A 22,506-nucleotide genomic window follows, 5' to 3' on the forward strand; every position below is an offset into this window, starting at 1 on the left:
GGCCCGAACCCACGCACGTTGAAAAGTGCGGGGATGAGGTGTGGCTAGCGGTGAAATTCCAATCGAACTCGGAGATAGCTGGTTCTCCCCGAAATAGCTTTAGGGCTAGCCTCGGATTTAGAGTCTTGGAGGTAGAGCACTGATTGGACTAGGGGCCCTCATCGGGTTACCGAATTCAGTCAAACTCCGAATGCCAAGTACTTATATCCGGGAGTCAGACGGTGAGTGCTAAGATCCATCGTCAAAAGGGAAACAGCCCAGACCATCAGCTAAGGCCCCCAAGTGTATGTTAAGTGGGAAACGATGTGGAGTTGCCCAGACAACCAGGATGTTGGCTTAGAAGCAGCCACCATTTAAAGAGTGCGTAATAGCTCACTGGTCGAGTGACTCTGCGCGGAAAATGTAACGGGGCTAAACATACCGCCGAAGCTATGGCAGTCCTTATGGACTGGGTAGGGGAGCGTTCCAAGCAGCAGTGAAGCCGTATCGTGAGGAGCGGTGGAGCGCTTGGAAGTGAGAATGCCGGTGTAAGTAGCGAAAAGACAAGTGAGAATCTTGTCCACCGAAAGCCTAAGGTTTCCTGGGGAAGGCTCGTCCTCCCAGGGTTAGTCGGGACCTAAGCTGAGGCCGAAAGGCGTAGGCGATGGACAACTGGTTGATATTCCAGTACCACCTCTGTTCCGTTTGAGCAATGGCGTGACGCAGGAGGATAGGGTGAGCGGCCTATTGGATGGCCGTCTAAGCAGTAAGTGTGGTGTGTAGGCAAATCCGCACACCAGTAAGCACAAGCTGTGATGGCGAGGGAAATATAAGTACCGAAGTCCCTGATTTCACACTGCCAAGAAAAGCGTCTAGCGAGGAACAAGGTGCCCGTACCGCAAACCGACACAGGTAGGCGAGGAGAGAATCCTAAGGTGCGCGGGATAACTCTTGCTAAGGAACTCGGCAAAATGGCCCCGTAACTTCGGGAGAAGGGGCGCCTCGGTAGGGTTTATAGCCCGAGGAGGCCGCAGTGAAAAGGCCCAAGCGACTGTTTAGCAAAAACACAGGTCTCTGCGAAGCCGCAAGGCGAAGTATAGGGGCTGACGCCTGCCCGGTGCTGGAAGGTTAAGGGGATGGGTTAGCGCAAGCGAAGCTTTGAACCGAAGCCCCAGTAAACGGCGGCCGTAACTATAACGGTCCTAAGGTAGCGAAATTCCTTGTCGGGTAAGTTCCGACCCGCACGAAAGGCGTAACGACTTGGGCGCTGTCTCGGCAAGAGACCCGGTGAAATCATAATACCTGTGAAGATGCAGGTTACCCGCGACAAGACGGAAAGACCCCATGGAGCTTTACTGTAGCCTGGTATTGAAACTTTGTGCATCATGTACAGAATAGGTGGGAAGCTGTGAAGCGAGGGCGCCAGCCTTCGTGGAGCTGTCGTTGGGATACCACCCTTGATGTACGGAGTTTCTAACTTGCCGCCCTTATCGGGTGGAAGGACCATGCCAGGTGGGCAGTTTGACTGGGGCGGTCGCCTCCTAAAGAGTAACGGAGGCGCCCAAAGGTTCCCTCAGAATGGTCGGAAATCATTCGTAGAGTGTAAAGGCACAAGGGAGCTTGACTGCGAGACCTACAAGTCGAGCAGGGACGAAAGTCGGGCTTAGTGATCCGGTGGTTCCGCATGGAAGGGCCATCGCTCAACGGATAAAAGCTACCCTGGGGATAACAGGCTTATCTCCCCCAAGAGTCCACATCGACGGGGAGGTTTGGCACCTCGATGTCGGCTCATCGCATCCTGGGGCTGAAGTAGGTCCCAAGGGTTGGGCTGTTCGCCCATTAAAGCGGTACGCGAGCTGGGTTCAGAACGTCGTGAGACAGTTCGGTCCCTATCTGTCGCGGGCGTAGGAAGTTTGAGGAGAGCTGTCCTTAGTACGAGAGGACCGGGATGGACGCACCTCTGGTGCACCAGTTGTCACGCCAGTGGCACAGCTGGGTAGCTATGTGCGGACGGGATAAGCGCTGAAAGCATCTAAGCGTGAAGCCCCCTTCAAGATGAGACTTCCCATAGCGCAAGCTAGTAAGACCCCTCATAGACGATGAGGTTGATAGGTTCGGTGTGGAAGTGCAGCAATGCATGGAGCTGACGAATACTAATCGGTCGAGGACTTATCCACATTGCCTTTATGCTGACTTTCATTATCTAGTTTTGAAAGAACAATTCTTTCATATTGTTCCTCAGTAGCTCAATGGTGGAGCAACCGGCTGTTAACCGGTAGGCTGGCGGTTCGAGTCCGTCCTGAGGAGCCATATGGCCCGTTGGTGAAGCGGTTTAACACAGCAGCCTTTCACGCTGTCATACAGGGGTTCGAATCCCCTACGGGTCACCATTTATCTGGAGGATTAGCTCAGCTGGGAGAGCATCTGCCTTACAAGCAGAGGGTCGGCGGTTCGATCCCGTCATCCTCCACCATTTATTTATTTAAAATGCAACATTATATTGGGGAGATAGTGAAGTGGCTAAACACGGCAGACTGTAAATCTGCTCCCTCCGGGTTCGGCGGTTCGAATCCGTCTCTCCCCACCATTCCTATTGGGGTATAGCCAAGCGGTAAGGCAACGGACTTTGACTCCGTCATTCCCAGGTTCAAATCCTGGTACCCCAGCCATTGGGAGCCATTAGCTCAGTTGGTAGAGCATCTGACTTTTAATCAGAGGGTCGAAGGTTCGAGTCCTTCATGGCTCACCATTTTTATTTTGCGGACGTAGCTCAATTGGTAGAGCGTCGCCTTGCCAAGGCGAAGGTCGCGGGTTCGAGACCCGTCGTCCGCTCCATAGATGTGCCCTTAGCTCAGCTGGATAGAGCGTTTGACTACGAATCAAAAGGTCGGGAGTTCGAATCTCTCAGGGCACGCCATAATGTCGGGAAGTAGCTCAGCTTGGTAGAGTACTTGGTTTGGGACCAAGGTGTCGCAGGTTCGAATCCTGTCTTCCCGACCATGCATTATGCGGGTGTAGTTCAATGGTAGAACTCCAGCCTTCCAAGCTGGTCGCGTGGGTTCGATTCCCATCACCCGCTCCATAAGTTTACAAGAGAAGCAACTCAGATGATCTGGGTTGCTTTTTTGTTTGTCAAATAATTGTAAAATAAATTCATAACTATGCAAAAATTTGTCGAGTTGAGTCATTGCCTCATCTCCGTCTACAATATAGAGATAGAAAGTAGAAGACTTTGTTACCCCAAGGAAGGAGTCTCACATATGAATAAAAAGATATCAATGATTGGTGTACCTCTCGATTTAGGTTGTGATCGTCGCGGTGTAGATATGGGACCTAGCGCTATTAGATATGCTGGGGTAGTGAAGCGTTTAGAGGGTTTGGGATATTCAGTGAAGGATTTAGGGGATATTCCTGTTATTAGGCCTGAAAATTTCGAAGAGACTGACAACCATAAGTATCTACATCAGGTTTTAGAGGCAAATGAAAGACTTGCAGCAAAGGTGGCAAAGGAGATAGAAGATGAACGTTTTCCTTTAGTTTTAGGAGGCGATCACAGTATAGCGTTAGGAACGCTTGCGGGAGTTGCTCAGATGAAAAAGAACCTTGGCGTGATTTGGTTTGATGCTCATGGTGATATAAATACAGGTCTGACATCCCCCTCTGGAAATATTCATGGCATGCCGCTTGCTGCTTCACTAGGAATTGGACATGAAGCCTTGGTTAAACTCGGAGGATATAGTCCGAAGATAAAACCAGAACATGTTGTCATTATTGGTGCTAGAGATTTGGATTCTGGTGAACGTGAATTAATCAAAGAGCTTGGCATTAAAGTATATACCATGCATGAAATCGATCGCCTAGGTATGACACGTGTAATGGAAGAAACAATTGAATATGTTACAAAAGGAACCGATGGAGTTCATCTGAGCTTGGATTTAGATGGTTTAGATCCATTATATGCTCCAGGAGTAGGAACTCCAGTTATCGGAGGTATCTCTTATCGAGAAGGACATTTGGCCATGGAAATTCTGGCCGAGGCAGATATTTTAACATCAGCTGAATTTGTAGAAGTGAATCCAATACTTGATCAGCAGAATGCAACAGCAGGTGTGGCGGTTGCCTTAATGAGTTCCGTATTTGGAGATAAGCTATTGTAAGATTTCAAGACAGGATAAATGGAAATGAATCTTCCATTTTCCTGTCTTTTGTTTATTTGATCCATATCTTATATACTTAAAGTAAGCCGATTAATTGCCTTTTCATGAAGCTTTACATTTTGAAAATATGAAGGTAGAGTCAAAGGGTGAGTTTTTCCATTGATTTAAAAAATCGTTCTATTTTACACTGAGTTTCTAAAGTGCGGGAGTGATGAAGAGGCAGTGCTTGTACTGCTTATTTGCTCTATTTCGCTCTACTTCATTTGATGATACAGCGATGTACTTATATTACCATAATAAGAGCACGTTCCATTTTGAATATTTTTTTTGTATCTTGCTCTTTCGTTACTATTATATAAATAGTTCGAAACAGCTTATTTATGCTCTTTTTATACATTATTATAAAATTCTTTTCATAAACGCTGGTTTCAGACAGTTTTAAACGAGAATAAAAGGCAAACTACTTATATAATGAAAGAAAAAAATTCCGCAGAACTTAACAGGAAAATTTGAAACTAAATCGTCTTTAGTTCGTATTAGAAGACGGGTTACATTCTAGGGAGGATGGCATGGAATTTGTAGAGAGACGCTTGGTAGAGCGAGCGAAACGGGATGACCGTGAAGCGTTTGCGGAACTGGTGGAAATGTACAAAGATAAAATCTTTCAGCTGGCTTTCAGAATGGTTGGCAATCGCCAAGAGGCTGAAGATATTGCACAAGAAACCTTTTTGCGCGTTTATGCCAATCTGCATTCCTATGATGAAAATTATCGTTTTTCAACGTGGATATACCGTATTGCCACTAACCTGTGTATTGACCGGGGAAGAAAGAAAAAACCACAATTTTCTTTGGATGAAGAGCAGGGCGGGGATTTAGAAGGGCTTGATTGGTATTCTAGACTAGCCTCCGACGAGAAAACCCCTGAGGAAAAAGTCGTCGTACAAGAATTACAAGAAACGGTGCAAGATGCATTAACCAAGTTAAATCCTAAGTATCGGTCTATCATGGTACTTCGTTACATTGAGGATTTATCGTTGCAAGAAATAAGCGATGCCTTGCAGTTACCAATTACAACGATTAAAACCAGAATTCATCGTGGGCGAGAAGCACTGCGAAATAAGTTGCGATTTTAATTGAAAGGAGACGTATTCAGATGGATTGCAGAGAAGCGAAGCAGCTTAACCATGTGTTTTTGGATAAAGATATCGATCAACTATCGAATCAACGTCTTCAACAGCACCTGCTTAACTGTGAAGAATGCCGTACACATCTACAACAATTGCAAAAAGTGATTGCCTATGTGGAGAGTGCCTCTCATATTCAAGCACCAAGTGATTTTACTGCACGTGTTATGGCTCAGTTGCCTCCAGTAGCGAAACGTAAGAGCTTTGGTAACTGGATGAGACGACACCCGTTCGTAACGGCAGCGGCAGTCTTTTTTGTCCTCATGACAGGAAGTTTGTTTACCAGCTGGTTTGATCGGGATAATACCTTACAGATCACATCAGCCAATATGGATAAGCTAAAGATAGATAAAGAGCGTAATGTAGTTGTCGTGCCAGCTGGTACTACTTTAACCGGAGACCTTATTGTGCGCAATGGCAGTGTAGAGGTAGAAGGCGAAGTGAAGGGGAATGTTGTAGCTATTGACGGTAGAGTCTTTTTAGCCTCAACAGCTCAGGTGGCAGGAGATACAGAATCCATCGAAATGATTTTCGATTGGGTATGGTATGAGATGAAAAATATCGGAAATGACTTGCTTCCGTTGACTCATTAGGGGAAAATAGAAGGAAGAGAAGTAGCACGGCATGAAAAGCCGTGCTTTTTTCCGCAAACAATCCAATCAGAATTCTTGGATAGTATTGGAGTAGGAATGTGAGGCGGCGGTATGGGGTATTTAAACTACGTGAACATACTGCGTGACGGAATAGATATTCTTTTAGTCACGTACTTGATTTATAAACTAATCATGCTGGTCCGCGGAACTCGTGCTGTACAACTTTTGCGAGGAATCATGGTAGTTATCGTTACCTGGTTGCTTAGCAAGTACTTTGATTTCCGTACCCTGCACTGGCTGATGTCTCAAGCTTTTACATTTGGGGTATTAGCAATTGTTATTATTTTCCAGCCTGAGCTTCGTCGTGCGTTGGAGCAAATTGGGCGCGGTAAATTATTCTCCCGCTCTTACTCGAATGATGATGAAGAAGGCGTACAACGAATGGTCCAGGAAGTCGGCAAGGCTGTCACTTATATGGCTAAGCGTCGTATTGGAGCTCTAATCGTTGTGGAGAGAGATACAGGGCTAAATGATTATGTGGAGACAGGAATCGCCATAAATGGTCGAGTCACGTCAGAGCTGTTAATCAATATCTTTATCCCGAATACGCCTCTGCATGACGGAGCTGTCATTTTGCGTAAGGATACGGTGTTAGCAGCAGCTTGTTATCTCCCGTTATCTGAGAATCCATCCATTTCTAAAGAGCTGGGAACAAGACACCGAGCCGCTATTGGAATGAGTGAGGTATCCGATGGTTTTACCATTATTGTGTCGGAGGAAACAGGTAACGTTTCGATAACGACCAATGGAGAAATAACGCGTAACTTGACTGAAGAGCTACTAGCACAAAAAATGCTAAGCAGACTCTCTCCACAAGCGAAGAGTAAATCCATGGCAAGTCGTTGGCAATGGGGGCGAAAAAATGGATAGATGGTTAAACAGTCATTGGTTTGTCCGCGGAATTGCCCTGCTTTTGGCCATTATGTTGTGGATGATCGTAAACTTAGAGCCAGAGCAAGGCAATTCCAGTGAAGCAGTACAGCCTACTCGAATTATCGAGAGCGCAAAGGTTAAAGCTTATTATGACGCCGATAATTTTGAGATTACCAACAAATTACAATCTGTTAAAGTAGCAGTGGAGAGTAACAATCCTTTTCTAAAATATAATATCTTTGATAACTACGAGGTATTTATAGACGCCAGAGGTTTAGCAAGTGGAGCACATCGTTTGCAGGTGCAGTCGCGTGGATTCCCTGATGGATCAAAAGTGACCATAACACCTGATTATATTGATGTAACATTAGAAGAAAAACAAACGGTGGAAATGGATGTCCATGTCGAGAAAATTGGCAAGGAAGCGGATGGATATGAGTTAAAACAACCTATTGTGAAACCATTCCGTGTACTGGTTACTGTTCCAGCAAGTCAGGTTAAGAAGATTGGTGTAGTAAAGGCTGCTGTCAATGTAGATGGAGCGACCGATACTGTTTCTAGTAATGCGCAATTGAAAGTGTATGATAAGCAAGGAAATCAGATGACGGGAGCAGAAATTTCACCGCTTGTAGTCGAAGTTAATATACCGGTGACAAGTCCGTCCAAAATGGTTCCACTCAAATTAAACTTGACGAATGAGCTACCAGATGGATATAGTTTGGCTAGTATAACGATGAACACACAAGAGGTGACGGTATACGGACCAAATGAAGTGATTAAACCTTTGGATACCTACTCGGGTCCATCAATTGATCTTAAAAATATTACTTCAGATCGGGTACTTCAATTAAAAATGCCGTTGGCGCCAAAAGTGGTGAAGGTAGACCCAGATACGTTAGATGTCACACTGAAGATAGTGCCATCCGAAACCAAAAAATTGGAGAACGTACCATTGAGGGTAACCGGACTCGCTGAAGATTTGGTTGCTAAAGTCGTCACAGCGGATGGACAGGAATTAAGCACAGTAAGCTTCGATGTGATCGGTGCTCCTAACATCCTAAAAGACCTCACGGCAAATGACATTCAAATTGTAGCAGATGTAAGTTCGCTACCTGTAGGTGTGCATGAGATTCCGCTGGTATATAATAACAATTTACCAGATTATCTCAAGATAGCATCGAATGCACTTAATCAGGTCACGGTAGAAATCACAAAAAAACAGTAGGAACATAGCCTATTACGTGTACTAGGAAAGAAATGAGGGACAAGGATGGGGAAGTATTTCGGAACAGACGGCGTACGTGGGGTTGCTAATACGCAGCTTACACCTGAATTGGCTTTTAAAATAGGTCGAGATGGTGGATACGTACTGACAAGACACAAAGAGGAAGGCAAACCAAAGGTAGTTATTGGTCGCGATACGCGTATCTCTGGTCAAATGCTGGAGAGTGCTCTAATCGCAGGTCTTCTCTCTGTAGGTGCAGAAGTAGTTCGTTTGGGAGTAATTTCTACGTCTGGCGTAGCTTATCTGACCAAAGCTTTAGGGGCAGATGCCGGTGTCATGATTTCTGCTTCACATAATCCATTTGAAGATAATGGAATCAAATTCTTTGGTAACGATGGCTTTAAACTGTCAGATGAAGACGAAAATGAGATTGAAAGATATTTGGATACACCAGAGGATACATTGCCACGCCCAACAGGGGACAAAATCGGTACTGTAATCGATTATCTGGAAGGTAGCCAGAAATACCTTTCTCATCTCAAAAGTTCTGTAAATGAGCGTTTTGAAGACATGAAAATCGTCTTGGATTGCGCAAATGGAGCCGTATCTTCTTTGGCAGCGAGATTATTTGCAGACGTGGAAGCAGATGTAATTACGATTGGTGCAAGCCCGAATGGTATCAACATCAATGATCAATGCGGATCAACACATCCAGAACGTTTACAGGAAGAGGTTGTGAAGCATAAGGCTGTATTGGGACTTTCCTTTGACGGAGATGCAGATCGTTGTATAGCTGTCGACGAGAACGGTGAATTAGTAGATGGCGATTATCTAATGGCTATCTGTGCGCGTGCTCTTAAACATAAGGGCAAACTAAACAACAATACAGTAGTGACGACCGTAATGGCTAACCTTGGCTTCTTTAAAGCAATGGAAGAGCAAGGCATCAATAGTACACGTACAGCTGTAGGCGATCGCTATGTAATGGAAGAAATGGTCCGTGGGGGCTATAACCTGGGTGGGGAGCAATCTGGGCATATTATTTTCCTAGATTACAATACTACCGGGGATGGCTTATTAACTGGTCTGCAACTGCTTAATGTCATCAAGGAAACAGGCAAACCATTGTCTGAACTAAAACAGATGATGACTAAATTCCCACAGCTATTAGTAAATGTGCGTGTGGAAGATAAGACAAAGCTGAATGGCAATGTAGCTATTGAGCAAGCGATTAAAGAGGTAGAGGAAAGTCTGCATGGCAATGGTCGCGTGTTGGTCCGTCCATCAGGTACAGAGCCAATAGTCCGCGTAATGGCAGAGGGTCCAGATGCTGCTGAACTAGAGGTTATGGTTCAAAAAATCGTAGAGGTTGTTAAAAAGGAATTAGCATAAAGGTAAATATAGGTGAAAGGGAGCGGCTTAGGTCTGTTCCCTTTTTTTATGTGCCAGAACCTTGATAAGGCAACATTTCTACTGCCATTTTTCATGTGACACATTTAGTCCTACACCTGCATAACATAAAGAGTGGGGAAATCTTAGCAATTTATCATTAATTTATGAGGATAGTAGCGGAAAAGAGATATTGTCCCCCACACAAAGCTGTGCTAAAGTAAGAAAGTATTTGATTATCATAAATAGGGAGGGGAAAGAGGATTCTCATTTTTAAGAACACAAATATCTTTTAAAAGCGCCAGCACTGTGGCTGCCCGACATGGAGCACAGTGGACGAGGTGGAGGTTTATCGAAATGTTCGGCGGATGCCTCCCGGTCATAATCAAGACCGAAAGCTCAGTTACAAAACATAGGGGCAACCTTATGGACAAAATCTGAGCATGATATGTTCACAATCACCTTATAGATAAAAATTTGCAAAGGAATGACGGGGGTACACCCCGTTAGCAAATTCAGTTGGGTCGTACCCCTGTCCACTAGAGAGGGGTTTCATTACTATGTGCGGAATCGTTGGATATATTGGAAGTAAACAGGCGCAGGATATCGTTATTGGAGGTCTGCGTAAGCTGGAGTATCGTGGGTATGACTCTGCAGGGGTAGCAGTAATGACGGAGCAAGGTTTGGATCATGCAAAATCCAAGGGACGGATTGCTACGTTAGAAGAGCGTCTAAGAGACAGACCACTAGCGGGAATGGTTGGAATTGGCCATACTCGTTGGGCAACACACGGGAAGCCTTCCGATGAAAACTCTCATCCTCATTTAGACAAAACGCATAAATTTGCAGTTGTTCATAATGGGATTATTGAAAACTACCTGACTATCAAGGAAGAATTGATAGCAAAAGGATATAAGTTCCTGTCTGAAACAGATACAGAGGTCATCGCTCATCTATTGTCTGATTTATATAATGGCGATATCATAGCAACAGTGCGCAAGGCTATACAAAAAATGCGCGGTGCCTATGCACTTGGTATCATGACAGAACACGAACCAGATAAATTAATTGCAGTACGTTTGGCAAGTCCACTAATCGTGGGTATTGGTGAAGGGGAAGCGTTTATCGGCTCTGACATCCCAGCTATTTTGGAGCATACACGTGATATGTACATTTTAAATGAAGGCGAAATGGCTGTTTTAACTCGAGATAACATCCAGTTGACAGTAGCAGAGACAGGCGAGCCTGTTGAGCGTGAGATTTTCCATGTAGATTGGGACTTGGTGCAAGCAGAGAAGGACGGCTATGACTCCTTTATGTTAAAAGAGATTCATGAGCAGCCAAAAGCAATGCGAGATACAATTGGCTCCCGTATTGATCCGGAAAACAAACGTGTACAATTACCAGAGATGAAAATGACTCCAGAAGAGCTAGCTGCTTTTGACAGAATGTACATCGTAGCATGCGGTACTTCTATGCATGCTGGCCTCATTGGGAAAGAAGTCATTGAGAAGCTGACACGCATTCCTGTCGAGGTAGCGATCGCTTCTGAATTTAGATATCGTGACCCGATCTTCACAGATAAGACGTTAGTGGTTGTCATCAGTCAATCAGGAGAAACAGCAGATACGCTGGCAGCTCTACGTGAAGCGAAGAAACACGGCGTGAAAGTAATGGCGGTAAGTAACGTAGTAGGCAGCTCGGTAGCTCGTGAAGCAGATGAGGTTATCTATACATGGGCGGGACCAGAAGTGGCGGTTGCTTCTACAAAAGCTTATACATGCCAAAGCTTGGCTCTGTATCTGTTTGCGCTTTATCTTGCACAGATAAAAGGAACACAAACAGATGAACAAATCGCTGAGATTGTCGATCACCTATTAGAGATCCCAACTCAAACAGCTAACATTCTAGAAATGGAAGAGGACCTGCGTAAGGTAGCTACTTCTGTAACAAAGGATGTTCAAAACCTGTTCTTCATCGGACGTGGTCTGGACTATGCTGTGACGCTGGAAGGCTCCCTGAAGCTAAAAGAGATTTCTTATATTCATTCCGAAGCTTACGCAGCGGGTGAATTAAAGCACGGTACCCTAGCTCTAATTGAAGAGAATGTACCTGTTATTGCACTGGCTACTCAGCCAGACCTATTTGACAAGACGGTATCCAACATCGTTGAGGTCAAAGCCCGCGGTGCCTACACGCTAGGCTTCGCATTTGAAGGAGATACAGAATTGGCGAAAACAGTGGATGAAGTGGTATATGTGCCACGCACACTGCCGATCCTGTCTCCTGTATTAACTGTCATTCCATTGCAATTGCTTGCTTACTTTGCGTCTACAGCTCGTGGCCTGGATGTGGATAAACCACGGAACTTGGCTAAGAGTGTGACGGTGGAGTAGGGTTTGGATTTTAGATAGGGGTTTTTGTAGATTTGAAATAAAGTTGCACCGTTTTACCCCTTTAGATATGATTATCTAAAGGGGTGTTTTTATGTCGAAAAGAAAAAGAATATCTGAGATTGAACAGTGGATTAAACAAGGTCGAGGGACCGGTATTGGAGTAGATTATAAACCTTGGTTGAAGATTCAAGATGTATCTTCAAAGGGGCGTTCAACTCGTTTAAAAAAATAAAAACAAATAGACAGCATGAATTTCTGTCGGATTTGGAACGCAATTATTTCTATTTAACTGAGTATTCGAATTATATTGTTGATATCCGGGAGCAATTTCCTTTACTACCGTTAGAAGAAACCATTGCTATTGCAAATGAGTTAGGTATAAATCATCCTACTGACCCTAAAACTGGTAGTCCAATTGTGATGACAACTGATTTTTTATTAACAGTTAATAAAGGACAGAATGTGACTGAAGTAGAAGGTAAGGCCAAGAGTAACTCGAGTTAATAGAAAATTATGTGTAGGGACTGAAGAACAGCAGTCTAGAAATATAATTCTTGAGGGCGAAAATCTTCAGGGGATGGTCACCTTGTATAAATATAGAGAACAAGTAGATTTAATTTTGACAGATCCACTGTATAATACTGGGCATTATTTCCGGTATAATGATGACCGGGATAGCGATCCACATGATCCAGACCTTGGGGCTTTAGTTTCTGAAGATGATGGTTCTAAACATACAAAGTGGATGAAAGCAATGATGCCACGTCTTCATATGATGTGGAAAATGCTTAAACCAACTGGTGTAATAGCCATATGTATTGATGATAATGAACTATTTCACTTAGGAATGATGATGAATGAAGTATTTGGTGAGGAAAATAGAATAGGGATTATTAATTGGCAAAAGTCTTATTCTCCTAAAAATGATAGTAAGCATGTGTCAACGGCTGCAGAGTACGTATTGGTATATGCTAAAGATAAATCTATTGCTAAGACAGTGTTATTACCACGAGAAGATTCTACTAACTCGAAGTATAAAAATCCTGATAATGACCCAGAGGGACTCTGGAGAAGTAGTAATGCGACAGTGGCAACGGTTACAAACAAAGATAGCTATGCAATTCAGTTCCCTTTTACAGGGGCACTACACTATCCAGGTTCTAGGTCATGGACAAACCCTAAAAAATCAATGAAAAGGTGGTTAGAGGGTTGGGGCTCAACATATGTGGAAAAGAAATTAGATGATGGGCGAGTGAACGAATGATGAGAGGGATGGGAAAATGAGCGATACAAGGACCAAATTGATGCTGGATTTGCAAAGAATTGAGAAGGATGAGTATCAGTTACGCGAAGGTGAGCAGCATCAAGATTTCTTACCTTTGTTACTTCAATATATTGGCGATCCTCAGCCAGAATTACGGGATAACCTGATTTATCCGATGTTTTATATGTGGATTAAGGAAGAGAATAGGTTCAGTGGAGAGGAGTTGCGTAGCCTCTTAACTGTTCTGACTGATGAGAACCATTTGTTCTATAATATTGGCAGCGAGGATGATCAGTCAGTTTTTACAAGGACGTTCTCTGCCTTGCCTATCGCTTTGATTGTGCAACGCCACAGACAGAATCCATTTCTCAATCAAGCGGAAATTGAGCAATTAATGCATGCAATGCTCCGTTATTATAAAGAGGAGAAGGATCTGCGAGGTTACCTTTCAGTAGGAGGCTGGGCTCACAGCGCGTCTCACGGTGCGGATGTTTTTGTCGAGCTGGTGCAGTGCGAGGAGAGCAGCGTCGCAATGCTGCGTGAGGTTCTTGTCGCTATTTCTGGTATGCTTCATAATGGTAGACACATTTTTAGCGATGAGGATGATGAGCGGATGGTCAACATCGTGGATACGATGATTGACAAAGAGTTACTTCCACATCAAGAAATCGCTGATTGGATTAGCGGCTTAGCGCAATGCTGCAATTTGCCGAGAAGTCGCAGTCAGGTGATTGCTCGCGTGAACAGCAAGAATTTTTTACGCAGTCTCTATTTCAGAAGGGGACAAGATAGCCGAGGGAATGAGCTTAACACTGTCATGCTTGGTACTGAGGCAAAATTGAACAGGTTTTCTATCAGTTAAAGGATTAGAGGGGCTGTCCCAAAAGCCATGGAAAATTGGCTGAGGGATTGCCCCTTTTTATGTCAAGAAAAACAAAAAGAAACCATCCTTTGGTAAAATGGAAGTACCACCCACCACGCACAAAAGGAGAGGCAAGTATTCCAGATTTACAAAAATTCCGGTGAGGGTTTGAACATCATTGATTACCAGACAGTAGAGATTGAACCAATTAAAAACAGCAAATTAATTTACGGTAAAACTGACTTTGCTAAGCTTGAATCGTATTTAATTAAATGGGGAAGGCCAACGAGTCTTACATAAATAGAAGATATTTCTTTAAGTTTCGGAATTATATAATAGCGGTTTCCAACATTCTTTACATGGTAATTTATGAAGGAAATATCATAGAAATGATCAAACTTTTTTATAAAAGAATGATTCAATAAAATATATTAAGAGCGTGTTTTGATTAATCTTTTTTCAAAACACGCTCTTTCTTTTTGCTTGTTTATCAAGGCTAATAGTATTAATTTGATCAATCTTTATTCTAAAGCTACAGTTTTGTCTGGTAACAAAAAAGTCGTGAACCAATAAAAGAAGTCACGAACCAGTAAAGAAAGTCGTGAACCAGTAAAAAAAGTTATGAACCGCTTGTTCAGTCCCGGTGATTTATAAGGTCATCGGGATTTTACTAAACATAGGGGTGATTAATATTCAAACAATGGGGAAGCGAATCCGAACAATTAGAAGGCTAAATAAGATCAATCAGGTTGATTTCTCTAATCGTATTGGGATATCTCAAGCCTATGGTCGAAGTTGGTTTTGTGCCTATATACATTACGGAGAGCCGTATCATAAATAGGCACAAAGTTTATGGGGAGAGATGTATCGAAGACAAATGCTTTTTAATGTTGTTAGAAAAATTTATTGTAATACGATTGATAATCGAGTGCAGTAAATCTTTTTGTATCCGATCTATCGAAACTTCTTTTATCGTAGGTTTGGATAATTCATATGTGACTGTTTTCTTTGTTTCTTTGAGGGTTGCAAGTTCTTTTTTTATACAGCGCAAGCTTCTCTTTAACGATATAAAAAGAAATCTTGTCTCTCTCAAAGAGAATGATATATTTTTGAATGTTAGCTTCTACTTTACTTATCTGTTGGTCAGTATAAGAAAGTTGTTGTATTAGTAGCTTTTGGAAGGAGTATACTTTACATCCATTCAGCATGTGCATATTGGAATATAGGGATGAAAACTTCCAAAAATCCACCCTAGATGTTGAATTTACAATACGTTGACAGATGTCATCATAACGTAGTCCGTACTCCTCTTTTTTGATACCCTTTGATGAACGATATATTTAATTAGAGATTTTAATAATCCTCGACTTTCAATATCCCTTTCATAAAAGAAAGTAAATCAATCTATTATTTTTTGTTATTATTTACAAATATATACAATAAAGTTAGAATCAAGTTAAGATTGATAAAGGAATCAATAGGTTTATTTATAAATTATGGAAGGGGATTAACATGAGTGTAAGTCTAACTTTCACAACATTGGGGGAACTGATAAAGAAAAAAAGAGTGGAAATAGGCATCAGTTTGTCAGAAGTGTCCAGAATAACTGGGATCAGTAAAGGGGTTATTTCTAAAATAGAAAGTGGTGAAACAAAAAGTCCAGAGTTGAGGACTTTGAAACCTATCGCAGATGTTTTAAAAATTCCTTATGAAGACATAATTGAATATAGCATCCAGGTAGAACGCCGTTATGGATTATATGATGATTTTTTATCAGAGGCTATTGAAATTTCCAATCCTTCTTTGATTAATAAAGTAGCAATCAAATTCCTAGAAAACATTAGGAAAGAAACATGCTTATCGTTAGACTTTTTGTATACACTTGCAAACACTAGTACGAACAACGATGCAAAGGTAACTCTTTATACCACTATTGTTACGTACGCCAGAGTGCATGGACTGCCCTATTACATAGCCAAAGGGTTATATCAAAAATACTTAATTGAGAGAGAAGATTTAAAACGTTTGGAAGAATCGTTTATAGTAGGAGAAGAAGTTCTGCACTATGTTGATTTTCTTTCCCAAGAAGAAAAGATAATATTCTATTTTGAATGTCGTTACATGCTCATAACATAAAAAAATATGACAGATGCATTGAACTTGGTCGAACAGGATACAATTTAGATTTAGGGACAAGTATGCTTAAGCAAAGAGTAATTTATGCAATGATCAACTCTTTTATTCATACTGGAGATTTTCAGTCCGCAGAGCAGCATTTAGAAATATCGGAAAGTTTAGATTATACATTCATCGAGGAGCGTTCTAAATTTATAAGAGCTAACATATATTTTGGAAAAGGTGAGTATGGAAAATCAATTCCAATTCTTCAAGAGTGTTTATTAGAGGCTACAGATGATACTCGTGTTCATATCTTAAATGACTTGACGGAATCATTTTTTAAGTTGGGAGAGTTAGAATCAATACAGACATTATTAGATACAGAAGAAAAATCGATTTGTTTGGGTGTGAATACACCCCACAAACATCGAGAAATAGGAAGATTTTTTAAACTAAAAGGCGCTTGGCAAGTCGAAATAGGAAAATATAATGATGCAATATCCTCTTATTTAAGGAGTATGGTTTCTTATGAGCAAATTAACTCTAATGAAGATATCCATCATACTATAGGCGAAATTTTATCAATACATTATTTATATCAGAAACCAATTGATTTAGACCTTTTAGGGAAGTTGGTTGAGGTTTATAATGTCATCAACAAGAAGTCTAATGATAAAAAGGTGGTAGTGTAATGAAAAAGGTAGTAGTAGCAACATCCATAATTTTAGCCTCATTGTCATTGACGTTTTTATTTTCAATAGAAAGGCAAACCGAGAATCAAGTAGTTTCAGGACATATCAAAGTATATACAGGAGACCCCGGTCATTAATTATTTGAAACTTTCAGGCGCTTAAAATAGCGTCTTTTTTTATGGGGAGTTCTATCTTTTAGGAAGATGTAAAGGCGTTTCTTCGAGAAAAAAATAAAGGTAGTCCCTGCAACTAATGGTAAAATAATACATAGGAGGAAGAAAGGAGGTAGCGCCATCGGATTATATCAATTGTTAACTAAAAGGAGCGTTCCCGTTAGTTTGGACACCATCGGAACGCCCCTACCTTGAGCAACAAAAAATATTACTCAAGTTCATTTTACCACTCACTTATAGAATATGAAAACAGAAAATTCCCAACTGGAAAATGATTTACAGAAGCTTATTGAACTCCTCCGTAAAGAATTAGAGATGTTGTATTACAGAAAAGGCTCATTTATACACCCTGCCGTACTTCAAATGAGCCAGCAATTAGATGAGTACATTGTAATGTTTGAGAAGATTAGACACTAGTTGGTCGTTAAGAGTAAGCTGTACGGAAAACTTATACGAAACCCTGTTGGGGTAATAATTATATAGCCGTGGTTCAGCTATTCACTAAAGACCTCTAGGAGGTTTACAACATGTTAATATGGGGAGTTTCATTTATCGAGGATGACATTATAGGTGTACAGAAATGAAGGTTTCAAGAGTCTTACCTTTTTTTAAAGAATGAGCTTATCCATTCAATAACTAGGGCAATTACAGTTGAAAAAATAAGTAATTTAAAAAAAGCCATCCAAAAATCTGTTGGAGCGATATTAATAATTCCAATAACTAGAATTATTAAAAAAACTAAAACGCTTGGTCTAAAAAAAAATGCTTTCACGTTAACATCACCTCAAAAACATTTTACCACTTTGTTCCAAATAAACAATAAAAAAGTAGGAGTGTATTTTAATGAAAAAATCGTTGATTAGTTCTATTGCAATGTCTGCTGTGTTAGTTACTGGTTTAGTTCAACCGACTTTTGCAACAGAAAGCGAAACAAAACAAACTATTCCTCAAAATACAAAAGAATTATCCTTTTTAATGGAATCTGGTGCGCTAAACAGAGATGGAACCGTAGTACTAGCATTAAGAGCTGAAGAGATTAAAAAAGCTCTTGCAGAAGGGGAACTAAAAACATCAGGAAAGATTGATGGAGAAAAAGCTATAAAAGTTCATGAGTTTGAGGATGGAAGCAAAATCAGAGTGACTACCCATATGACTACTGAACCAAGCTCTAATAGAGGAATAAGTACACAAGCAAAAGAGGAGAAGGAGGAAAAAGTTACTGGTTACACGACCTATACATTAGAAAGCGCAATTGGAGTTGAGTTGTGGACTTATACACTTTATCAAAAAGTAAAAATCAAAAAAGAAAGAGTTACATGGTACGAAAAAAATCCTTATACAAAGTGGAAAACGAGTAATATTTTAAATGCTTGGCATCTTGATCACGAAAACTATTATAATGACCCAGAGGGCAAAAACGTAAGAGCGATAGTTAATGCTAAATTAAGTTGGGGAATTAGAGACATAATTAATTTGCAAAATATAAGTCTTAAAGGAGAATTACTAGTTCGTGGTGATGGTACTTATGTTGGTGGTTGGCAAGAGCTATAGAATAAAATGAAGTCTCTATAGATGGTCCCTGATAATTCATATGAGTAAACTTAACGTCCGAATCCCCAAAACTCGGACGTTTTTACTTGTGTTAAATAAGCTCTGTGTGTTTGATGTAAGATTAACCAACAAAGTGTAGCCTCTTCATTAATATTAAAGTTTCAAACAGTAATAACTACCTTCTACCTATAACAAACTATGTTTTTAGATACGGTATGGTGAACCGTATCATAAGTAACGGCAAGTTTTTTGCAGAGAAGCTCGCAGGAGCCTGTAGTTACATCATGCGAACCATAGGAGTAGGGTAGGTCACACTCCGGTCGGAACGATGTGTAAATAGGATTCTGTGAGTTTATTTGTAATACAGAATGTATATAAGGGCAAGGGAATACAAGTGTGAATTTGGTGAATAATTAATACATTATACCTATCGAGTCTGGCTCAAGTAGGTTTGCGTACACACCCTAGAATTGATGTGACATAATAATCATTATATGTAATTCATAAAAATTACATATAATGATTGATTGAGTATTTCCAGACTGATATGATTTAATTGTAATAGAAAATAAGTAATTTTAAAGAAATACTTTTTTGGAGAGGGCGGGATATGAAGCTTGAAGATATTGTAACAGTTAAGATAGGAAGAAACTTGTCTAGAGGAAGCGAGAAAAATGATCTATCTTTAGTTGCTTATTCATATGAGGACTTAATAAATGATTTAGATGGCTCATTTTTAGACTCACAAGCTAGCTCCTATACTGGAAATCCAAATCATAAAGAAGGCTATTTAAGCAGTGCTGGAGACGTTGTTTTCAGCTTTGTTAGTTCCAAAGCCGGAATAGTAAGTGACTTAAACCAAGGAAAGATCATTAACCAAAACTTTGCTAAACTCGTTATTGAACATGATCAATTGGATAGCAGCTATTTATGTTATGCATTGAATGAATCATATTCAATGAAAAAGCAAATGGCAATTTCCATGCAAGGAAGTACTGTACCAAAATTAACCCCAGCGATACTAAAAGAGTTGGAAATCAAGTTACCAAGTATTGAGAAACAACGGACGATTGGTAAAGCTTATTTCTTTTTGAGAAAGCGTCAAGCTTTGGCAAAGAAACAAGCAGAACTTGAAGAGCAACTTTATTTAGAAGTATTGAATCAATTAGACCAACAATAGAAAAAGTGAGGAACGCAACATGGCTGAATTAAACGCAAAGTTATTTAGTGCCGCAGACAACTTGCGAAGCAAAATGGATGCATCAGAATACAAAAACTACTTATTAGGATTGATCTTTTACAAGTATTTATCTGATAAGTTATTAGAAAAAGTAGTTGAAGAAGCCGATGAATCGCTAGAAGAATACAACACAGAAGAAAAACAAACTCAATTGTATAGAAATTTATTAGCAAATGAAGAGACAAAAAATGACTTGATCGAAACATTAGTGGATACATTAGGTTACGATATTGAACTAGAGTATTTATTCAATGTATTAGCCAATCAAGCCAAACAAAACACGTTTCAGTTGAATGACTTAAATAAAGCCTTTATCGATTTGTCTACGAAATATGATCAATTTAATGGATTGTTTGATGATGTGGATCTGAAATCAAAAAAATTGGGATCAGATGATCAACAGCGAAACATTACCATTACAGAAGTCCTGAAGAAACTAAATGATATCGATGTGATGGGACATAATGGTGATGTCATTGGGGATGCCTATGAATTCCTAATTGGTCAATTTGCCTCAGAAGCTGGTAAGAAGGCTGGAGAATTCTATACACCTCATGAAGTTTCTGACATGATGGCTCGTATTGCTGCAATCGGTCAAGAAGACAAAAAATTGTTTAGCGTATTTGACCCAACGATGGGCTCAGGTTCCTTAATGTTGAATATCCGAAGCTATATTAAGTATCCAGATAGTGTAAAGTATCATGGGCAAGAACTAAATACAACAACCTATAATCTAGCAAAGATGAACTTGATTTTGCATGGTGTTAATAAAGAAGATATGCGTTTACGCAATGGAGATACATTGAACAAAGATTGGCCGACAGATGAGCCTTATACCTTTGATGCTGTCCTTATGAATCCACCCTACTCTGCAAAATGGTCCGCAGATAATACATTCTTAGATGATTCGCGCTTCAATCGTTACGGGAAGTTAGCGCCACAATCAAAAGCAGACTTTGCTTTTCTTTTACATGGGTTCTATCATTTGAAAGATTCGGGAACAATGGCAATCGTCTTACCGCATGGGGTCCTGTTCCGTGGAGCTGCAGAAGGTGTGATCCGGAAGAAATTATTAGAAGATGGCAGTATTGATACCGTCATTGGTATGCCAGCAAACTTATTCTTTGGGACATCGATTCCAACAACAGTCATCATCTTGAAGAAAAATCGTAGCACTCGTGATGTGTTATTTATTGATGCAAGTAAGGAGTTTATTAAAGGAAAGAACCAAAATAAACTTTCCAAAGATAATATTGATAAGATTGTCGAAACATATAAGAAGCGAGAAAAAGTTGAGAAATATGCCCATTTGGCTTCCTTTGAGGAAATCAAAGAGAATGATTTCAATTTGAACATCTCTCGATACGTAGATACCTTTGAGGAAGAAGGGCCTGTGGATATGGCTTCAATTGGCTCAACAATTCAAGACATTCGAAAAGAAAAAGCAGAACTAGAATCTAGTTTATTTGACATGATTTCTTCACTACAATTTGATGAAGAAAACGCAGAATGGATTAAGGGTGCGTTAGAGGTGTTTAATCGTGAAAAATAACCATTCACCAGAAATCCGATTTCCGGAATTTACTAAAAATTGGGGAGAACGTAAGTTTAAAGACTTTATCTCTAAGGCAGGTAAGAAAAATACAAAGGGTGAAAATTATCCGGCATATTCTGTAAGTAATAAGTTAGGGTTAGTTAGTCAAACAGAACAATTTGATGGGAGTCGATTAGATGAGCTTGATAAAACATCGTATAAATTAGTTAATCCTAATGAATTTGCATATAATCCAGCTAGAATTAACGTTGGCTCTATAGCATTCAACGACCTCAATAAAACAGTAATTGTTAGCTCGCTTTATGTGGTATTAAAAATGAGCAAGGAACTGGATAATGACTTTATTCTACAATATATTAAATCGCAATTTTTTATTGATGAGGTAAGGAGAAATACTGAAGGAAGTGTAAGGGATTATTTATTTTACGAAAACTTCAAAAATATTAAGTTCCCTTATACTTCTAGCAAGGTCGAGCAAATCAAAATCGGTAACTTTTTTAAACAACTAGACGACACAATCGCTCTTCATCAGCAAGAACTAAATACCCTAAAACAAACAAAACAAGGATTCTTGCAAAAAATGTTTCCAAAAGAAGGGAAGTCCGTACCGGAAGTTCGTTTCCCGGGATTTACTGGAGAATGGGAACAGCGTAGGTTGGGGGATATTGGTTCTGTTGCAATGTGTAAAAGAATATTTAAAGAACAAACAAGTGAGAATGGGGAGATACCATTCTACAAAATTGGTACTTTTGGTGCCATTCCAGATTCGTTTATCTCTCGGGAGCTATTTGATGAATACCGAAGTAAATACTCTTTCCCAGAAAGCGGTGATGTACTTATATCGGCCTCTGGTACTATTGGAAGAACGATTGTCTATAATGGAGAAGAAGCATACTACCAAGATTCTAATATTGTTTGGCTGAAACGTGATAAAGGACAGGTGGATAACTCATTTTTGCAACAATTTTATCAAATTGTTAAATGGACTGGAATTGAAGGAAGTACAATTAAACGACTATACAACAACAACATTCTTTCAACAGAAATATTATTACCTTCTATGAGAGAACAAACCCATATCGGCAACTTTTTCAAACAACTTGACGACACAATCGCTCTTCATCAACGAGAATTAGATGCCTTAAAAGAAACGAAAAAAGCATTCCTACAAAAGATGTTTGTCTAAGCAAACAGA

At 40.4% G+C, this 22,506-nt stretch carries 17 protein-coding genes, 10 tRNA genes, 1 rRNA gene and 1 pseudogene (1 of these 29 running past the window's edge); all 29 read left to right on the forward strand.

Annotation, left to right across the window (positions count from 1 at the left end; translation table 11 throughout):
- Positions 1–2,156: ribosomal RNA gene (locus ACQV1I_RS01205) — 23S ribosomal RNA — on the forward strand; it begins 773 nt to the left of the window's first position.
- A 58-nt stretch (positions 2,157–2,214) separates the two neighbouring features.
- A tRNA-Asn gene (locus ACQV1I_RS01210) sits at positions 2,215–2,289 on the forward strand.
- Positions 2,290–2,292: 3 nt separating this feature from the next.
- Positions 2,293–2,369, forward strand: a tRNA-Glu gene (locus ACQV1I_RS01215).
- A gap of 7 nt (positions 2,370–2,376) precedes the next feature.
- A tRNA-Val gene (locus tag ACQV1I_RS01220) sits at positions 2,377–2,452 on the forward strand.
- Between the two features lie 29 nt (positions 2,453–2,481).
- Positions 2,482–2,566 (forward strand) — tRNA-Tyr (locus ACQV1I_RS01225).
- A 7-nt stretch (positions 2,567–2,573) separates the two neighbouring features.
- Positions 2,574–2,648: transfer RNA gene (locus tag ACQV1I_RS01230), tRNA-Gln, on the forward strand.
- 4 nt (positions 2,649–2,652) lie between these two features.
- Positions 2,653–2,728 (forward strand) — tRNA-Lys (locus tag ACQV1I_RS01235).
- 10 nt (positions 2,729–2,738) lie between these two features.
- A tRNA-Gly gene (locus ACQV1I_RS01240) sits at positions 2,739–2,814 on the forward strand.
- A gap of 5 nt (positions 2,815–2,819) precedes the next feature.
- Positions 2,820–2,896 (forward strand) — tRNA-Arg (locus tag ACQV1I_RS01245).
- A gap of 6 nt (positions 2,897–2,902) precedes the next feature.
- Positions 2,903–2,979: transfer RNA gene (locus ACQV1I_RS01250), tRNA-Pro, on the forward strand.
- 8 nt (positions 2,980–2,987) lie between these two features.
- Positions 2,988–3,061: transfer RNA gene (locus tag ACQV1I_RS01255), tRNA-Gly, on the forward strand.
- A gap of 178 nt (positions 3,062–3,239) precedes the next feature.
- Complete coding sequence (gene rocF, locus ACQV1I_RS01260; RefSeq protein ID WP_116335371.1) at positions 3,240–4,136, forward strand: arginase; 897 nt, start codon at positions 3,240–3,242, stop codon at positions 4,134–4,136.
- A 569-nt stretch (positions 4,137–4,705) separates the two neighbouring features.
- Positions 4,706–5,269, forward strand: a complete 564-nt coding sequence (gene sigW / locus ACQV1I_RS01265; RefSeq protein ID WP_018673573.1) for an RNA polymerase sigma factor SigW — start codon at positions 4,706–4,708, stop codon at positions 5,267–5,269.
- 20 nt (positions 5,270–5,289) lie between these two features.
- On the forward strand, positions 5,290–5,913 hold the full coding sequence (locus ACQV1I_RS01270; RefSeq protein ID WP_018673572.1) for a zf-HC2 domain-containing protein: 624 nt from the start codon (positions 5,290–5,292) through the stop codon (positions 5,911–5,913).
- 111 nt (positions 5,914–6,024) lie between these two features.
- Positions 6,025–6,843: a diadenylate cyclase CdaA gene (cdaA, locus tag ACQV1I_RS01275; RefSeq protein WP_094702477.1), complete on the forward strand. Its 819-nt coding sequence runs from the start codon at positions 6,025–6,027 to the stop codon at positions 6,841–6,843.
- A complete protein-coding gene (locus ACQV1I_RS01280) occupies positions 6,836–8,071 on the forward strand; it encodes a CdaR family protein (RefSeq protein WP_116335370.1) in 1,236 nt (411 codons plus the stop codon). The genes cdaA and ACQV1I_RS01280 overlap by 8 nt, the downstream gene beginning before the upstream one ends.
- A gap of 45 nt (positions 8,072–8,116) precedes the next feature.
- On the forward strand, positions 8,117–9,463 hold the full coding sequence (glmM, locus tag ACQV1I_RS01285; RefSeq protein ID WP_018673569.1) for a phosphoglucosamine mutase: 1,347 nt from the start codon (positions 8,117–8,119) through the stop codon (positions 9,461–9,463).
- A 557-nt stretch (positions 9,464–10,020) separates the two neighbouring features.
- Positions 10,021–11,856 (forward strand): glutamine--fructose-6-phosphate transaminase (isomerizing), encoded by a 1,836-nt coding sequence (glmS, locus tag ACQV1I_RS01290; protein WP_116335369.1) that lies wholly within the window; start codon positions 10,021–10,023, stop codon positions 11,854–11,856.
- A 91-nt stretch (positions 11,857–11,947) separates the two neighbouring features.
- Positions 11,948–12,330 (forward strand): annotated as a pseudogene (locus ACQV1I_RS01295) (TnsA endonuclease N-terminal domain-containing protein); the annotation flags it as partial.
- Between the two features lie 112 nt (positions 12,331–12,442).
- Positions 12,443–13,120, forward strand: coding sequence for a DNA methyltransferase (locus ACQV1I_RS01300; RefSeq protein ID WP_236645937.1), 678 nt, complete (start codon positions 12,443–12,445; stop codon positions 13,118–13,120).
- Between the two features lie 16 nt (positions 13,121–13,136).
- Entirely contained in the window at positions 13,137–13,982 is an 846-nt protein-coding gene (locus ACQV1I_RS01305) for a DUF2785 domain-containing protein (RefSeq protein WP_094702485.1), read from the forward strand.
- Positions 13,983–15,494: 1,512 nt separating this feature from the next.
- Positions 15,495–16,118 (forward strand): helix-turn-helix domain-containing protein, encoded by a 624-nt coding sequence (locus tag ACQV1I_RS01310; protein WP_236645936.1) that lies wholly within the window; start codon positions 15,495–15,497, stop codon positions 16,116–16,118.
- Between the two features lie 89 nt (positions 16,119–16,207).
- Entirely contained in the window at positions 16,208–16,792 is a 585-nt protein-coding gene (locus ACQV1I_RS01315) for a hypothetical protein (protein WP_236645935.1), read from the forward strand.
- Positions 16,792–16,929, forward strand: coding sequence for a hypothetical protein (locus ACQV1I_RS01320; RefSeq protein ID WP_161555151.1), 138 nt, complete (start codon positions 16,792–16,794; stop codon positions 16,927–16,929). Before ACQV1I_RS01315 ends, ACQV1I_RS01320 begins: the two co-directional genes overlap by 1 nt.
- Positions 16,930–17,208: 279 nt before the next feature.
- Positions 17,209–17,382: an aspartyl-phosphate phosphatase Spo0E family protein gene (locus tag ACQV1I_RS01325; RefSeq protein ID WP_116335366.1), complete on the forward strand. Its 174-nt coding sequence runs from the start codon at positions 17,209–17,211 to the stop codon at positions 17,380–17,382.
- A 426-nt stretch (positions 17,383–17,808) separates the two neighbouring features.
- Positions 17,809–18,516 (forward strand): hypothetical protein, encoded by a 708-nt coding sequence (locus ACQV1I_RS01330; RefSeq protein ID WP_116335365.1) that lies wholly within the window; start codon positions 17,809–17,811, stop codon positions 18,514–18,516.
- Positions 18,517–19,126: 610 nt separating this feature from the next.
- The gene (locus ACQV1I_RS01335; protein WP_116335364.1) at positions 19,127–19,696 is read left to right on the forward strand and encodes a restriction endonuclease subunit S; all 570 of its coding nucleotides are present in this window, start codon (positions 19,127–19,129) and stop codon (positions 19,694–19,696) included.
- A 19-nt stretch (positions 19,697–19,715) separates the two neighbouring features.
- Positions 19,716–21,308: a type I restriction-modification system subunit M gene (locus ACQV1I_RS01340; RefSeq protein WP_116335363.1), complete on the forward strand. Its 1,593-nt coding sequence runs from the start codon at positions 19,716–19,718 to the stop codon at positions 21,306–21,308.
- Complete coding sequence (locus ACQV1I_RS01345) at positions 21,298–22,497, forward strand: restriction endonuclease subunit S (RefSeq protein WP_201747455.1); 1,200 nt, start codon at positions 21,298–21,300, stop codon at positions 22,495–22,497. The genes ACQV1I_RS01340 and ACQV1I_RS01345 overlap by 11 nt, the downstream gene beginning before the upstream one ends.
- Positions 22,498–22,506: the final 9 nt, after the last annotated feature.

The organism is Brevibacillus sp. JB24b (assembly GCF_051713385.1).
In the GTDB taxonomy this organism is placed as follows: domain Bacteria; phylum Bacillota; class Bacilli; order Brevibacillales; family Brevibacillaceae; genus Brevibacillus_B; species Brevibacillus_B laterosporus.

What these genes read in the sequence shown, in the direction of transcription:
- rocF (WP_116335371.1), top strand. Translation starts at nt 3,240, where the DNA reads ATGAATAAAAAGATATCAATGATTGGTGTACCTCTCGATTTAGGTTGT.
- sigW (WP_018673573.1), top strand. Translation starts at nt 4,706, where the DNA reads ATGGAATTTGTAGAGAGACGCTTGGTAGAGCGAGCGAAACGGGATGAC.
- ACQV1I_RS01270 (WP_018673572.1), top strand. Translation starts at nt 5,290, where the DNA reads ATGGATTGCAGAGAAGCGAAGCAGCTTAACCATGTGTTTTTGGATAAA.
- cdaA (WP_094702477.1), top strand. Translation starts at nt 6,025, where the DNA reads ATGGGGTATTTAAACTACGTGAACATACTGCGTGACGGAATAGATATT.
- ACQV1I_RS01280 (WP_116335370.1), top strand. Translation starts at nt 6,836, where the DNA reads ATGGATAGATGGTTAAACAGTCATTGGTTTGTCCGCGGAATTGCCCTG.
- glmM (WP_018673569.1), top strand. Translation starts at nt 8,117, where the DNA reads ATGGGGAAGTATTTCGGAACAGACGGCGTACGTGGGGTTGCTAATACG.
- glmS (WP_116335369.1), top strand. Translation starts at nt 10,021, where the DNA reads ATGTGCGGAATCGTTGGATATATTGGAAGTAAACAGGCGCAGGATATC.
- ACQV1I_RS01305 (WP_094702485.1), top strand. Translation starts at nt 13,137, where the DNA reads ATGAGCGATACAAGGACCAAATTGATGCTGGATTTGCAAAGAATTGAG.
- ACQV1I_RS01310 (WP_236645936.1), top strand. Translation starts at nt 15,495, where the DNA reads ATGAGTGTAAGTCTAACTTTCACAACATTGGGGGAACTGATAAAGAAA.
- ACQV1I_RS01315 (WP_236645935.1), top strand. Translation starts at nt 16,208, where the DNA reads ATGATCAACTCTTTTATTCATACTGGAGATTTTCAGTCCGCAGAGCAG.
- ACQV1I_RS01320 (WP_161555151.1), top strand. Translation starts at nt 16,792, where the DNA reads ATGAAAAAGGTAGTAGTAGCAACATCCATAATTTTAGCCTCATTGTCA.
- ACQV1I_RS01325 (WP_116335366.1), top strand. Translation starts at nt 17,209, where the DNA reads ATGAAAACAGAAAATTCCCAACTGGAAAATGATTTACAGAAGCTTATT.
- ACQV1I_RS01330 (WP_116335365.1), top strand. Translation starts at nt 17,809, where the DNA reads ATGAAAAAATCGTTGATTAGTTCTATTGCAATGTCTGCTGTGTTAGTT.
- ACQV1I_RS01335 (WP_116335364.1), top strand. Translation starts at nt 19,127, where the DNA reads ATGAAGCTTGAAGATATTGTAACAGTTAAGATAGGAAGAAACTTGTCT.
- ACQV1I_RS01340 (WP_116335363.1), top strand. Translation starts at nt 19,716, where the DNA reads ATGGCTGAATTAAACGCAAAGTTATTTAGTGCCGCAGACAACTTGCGA.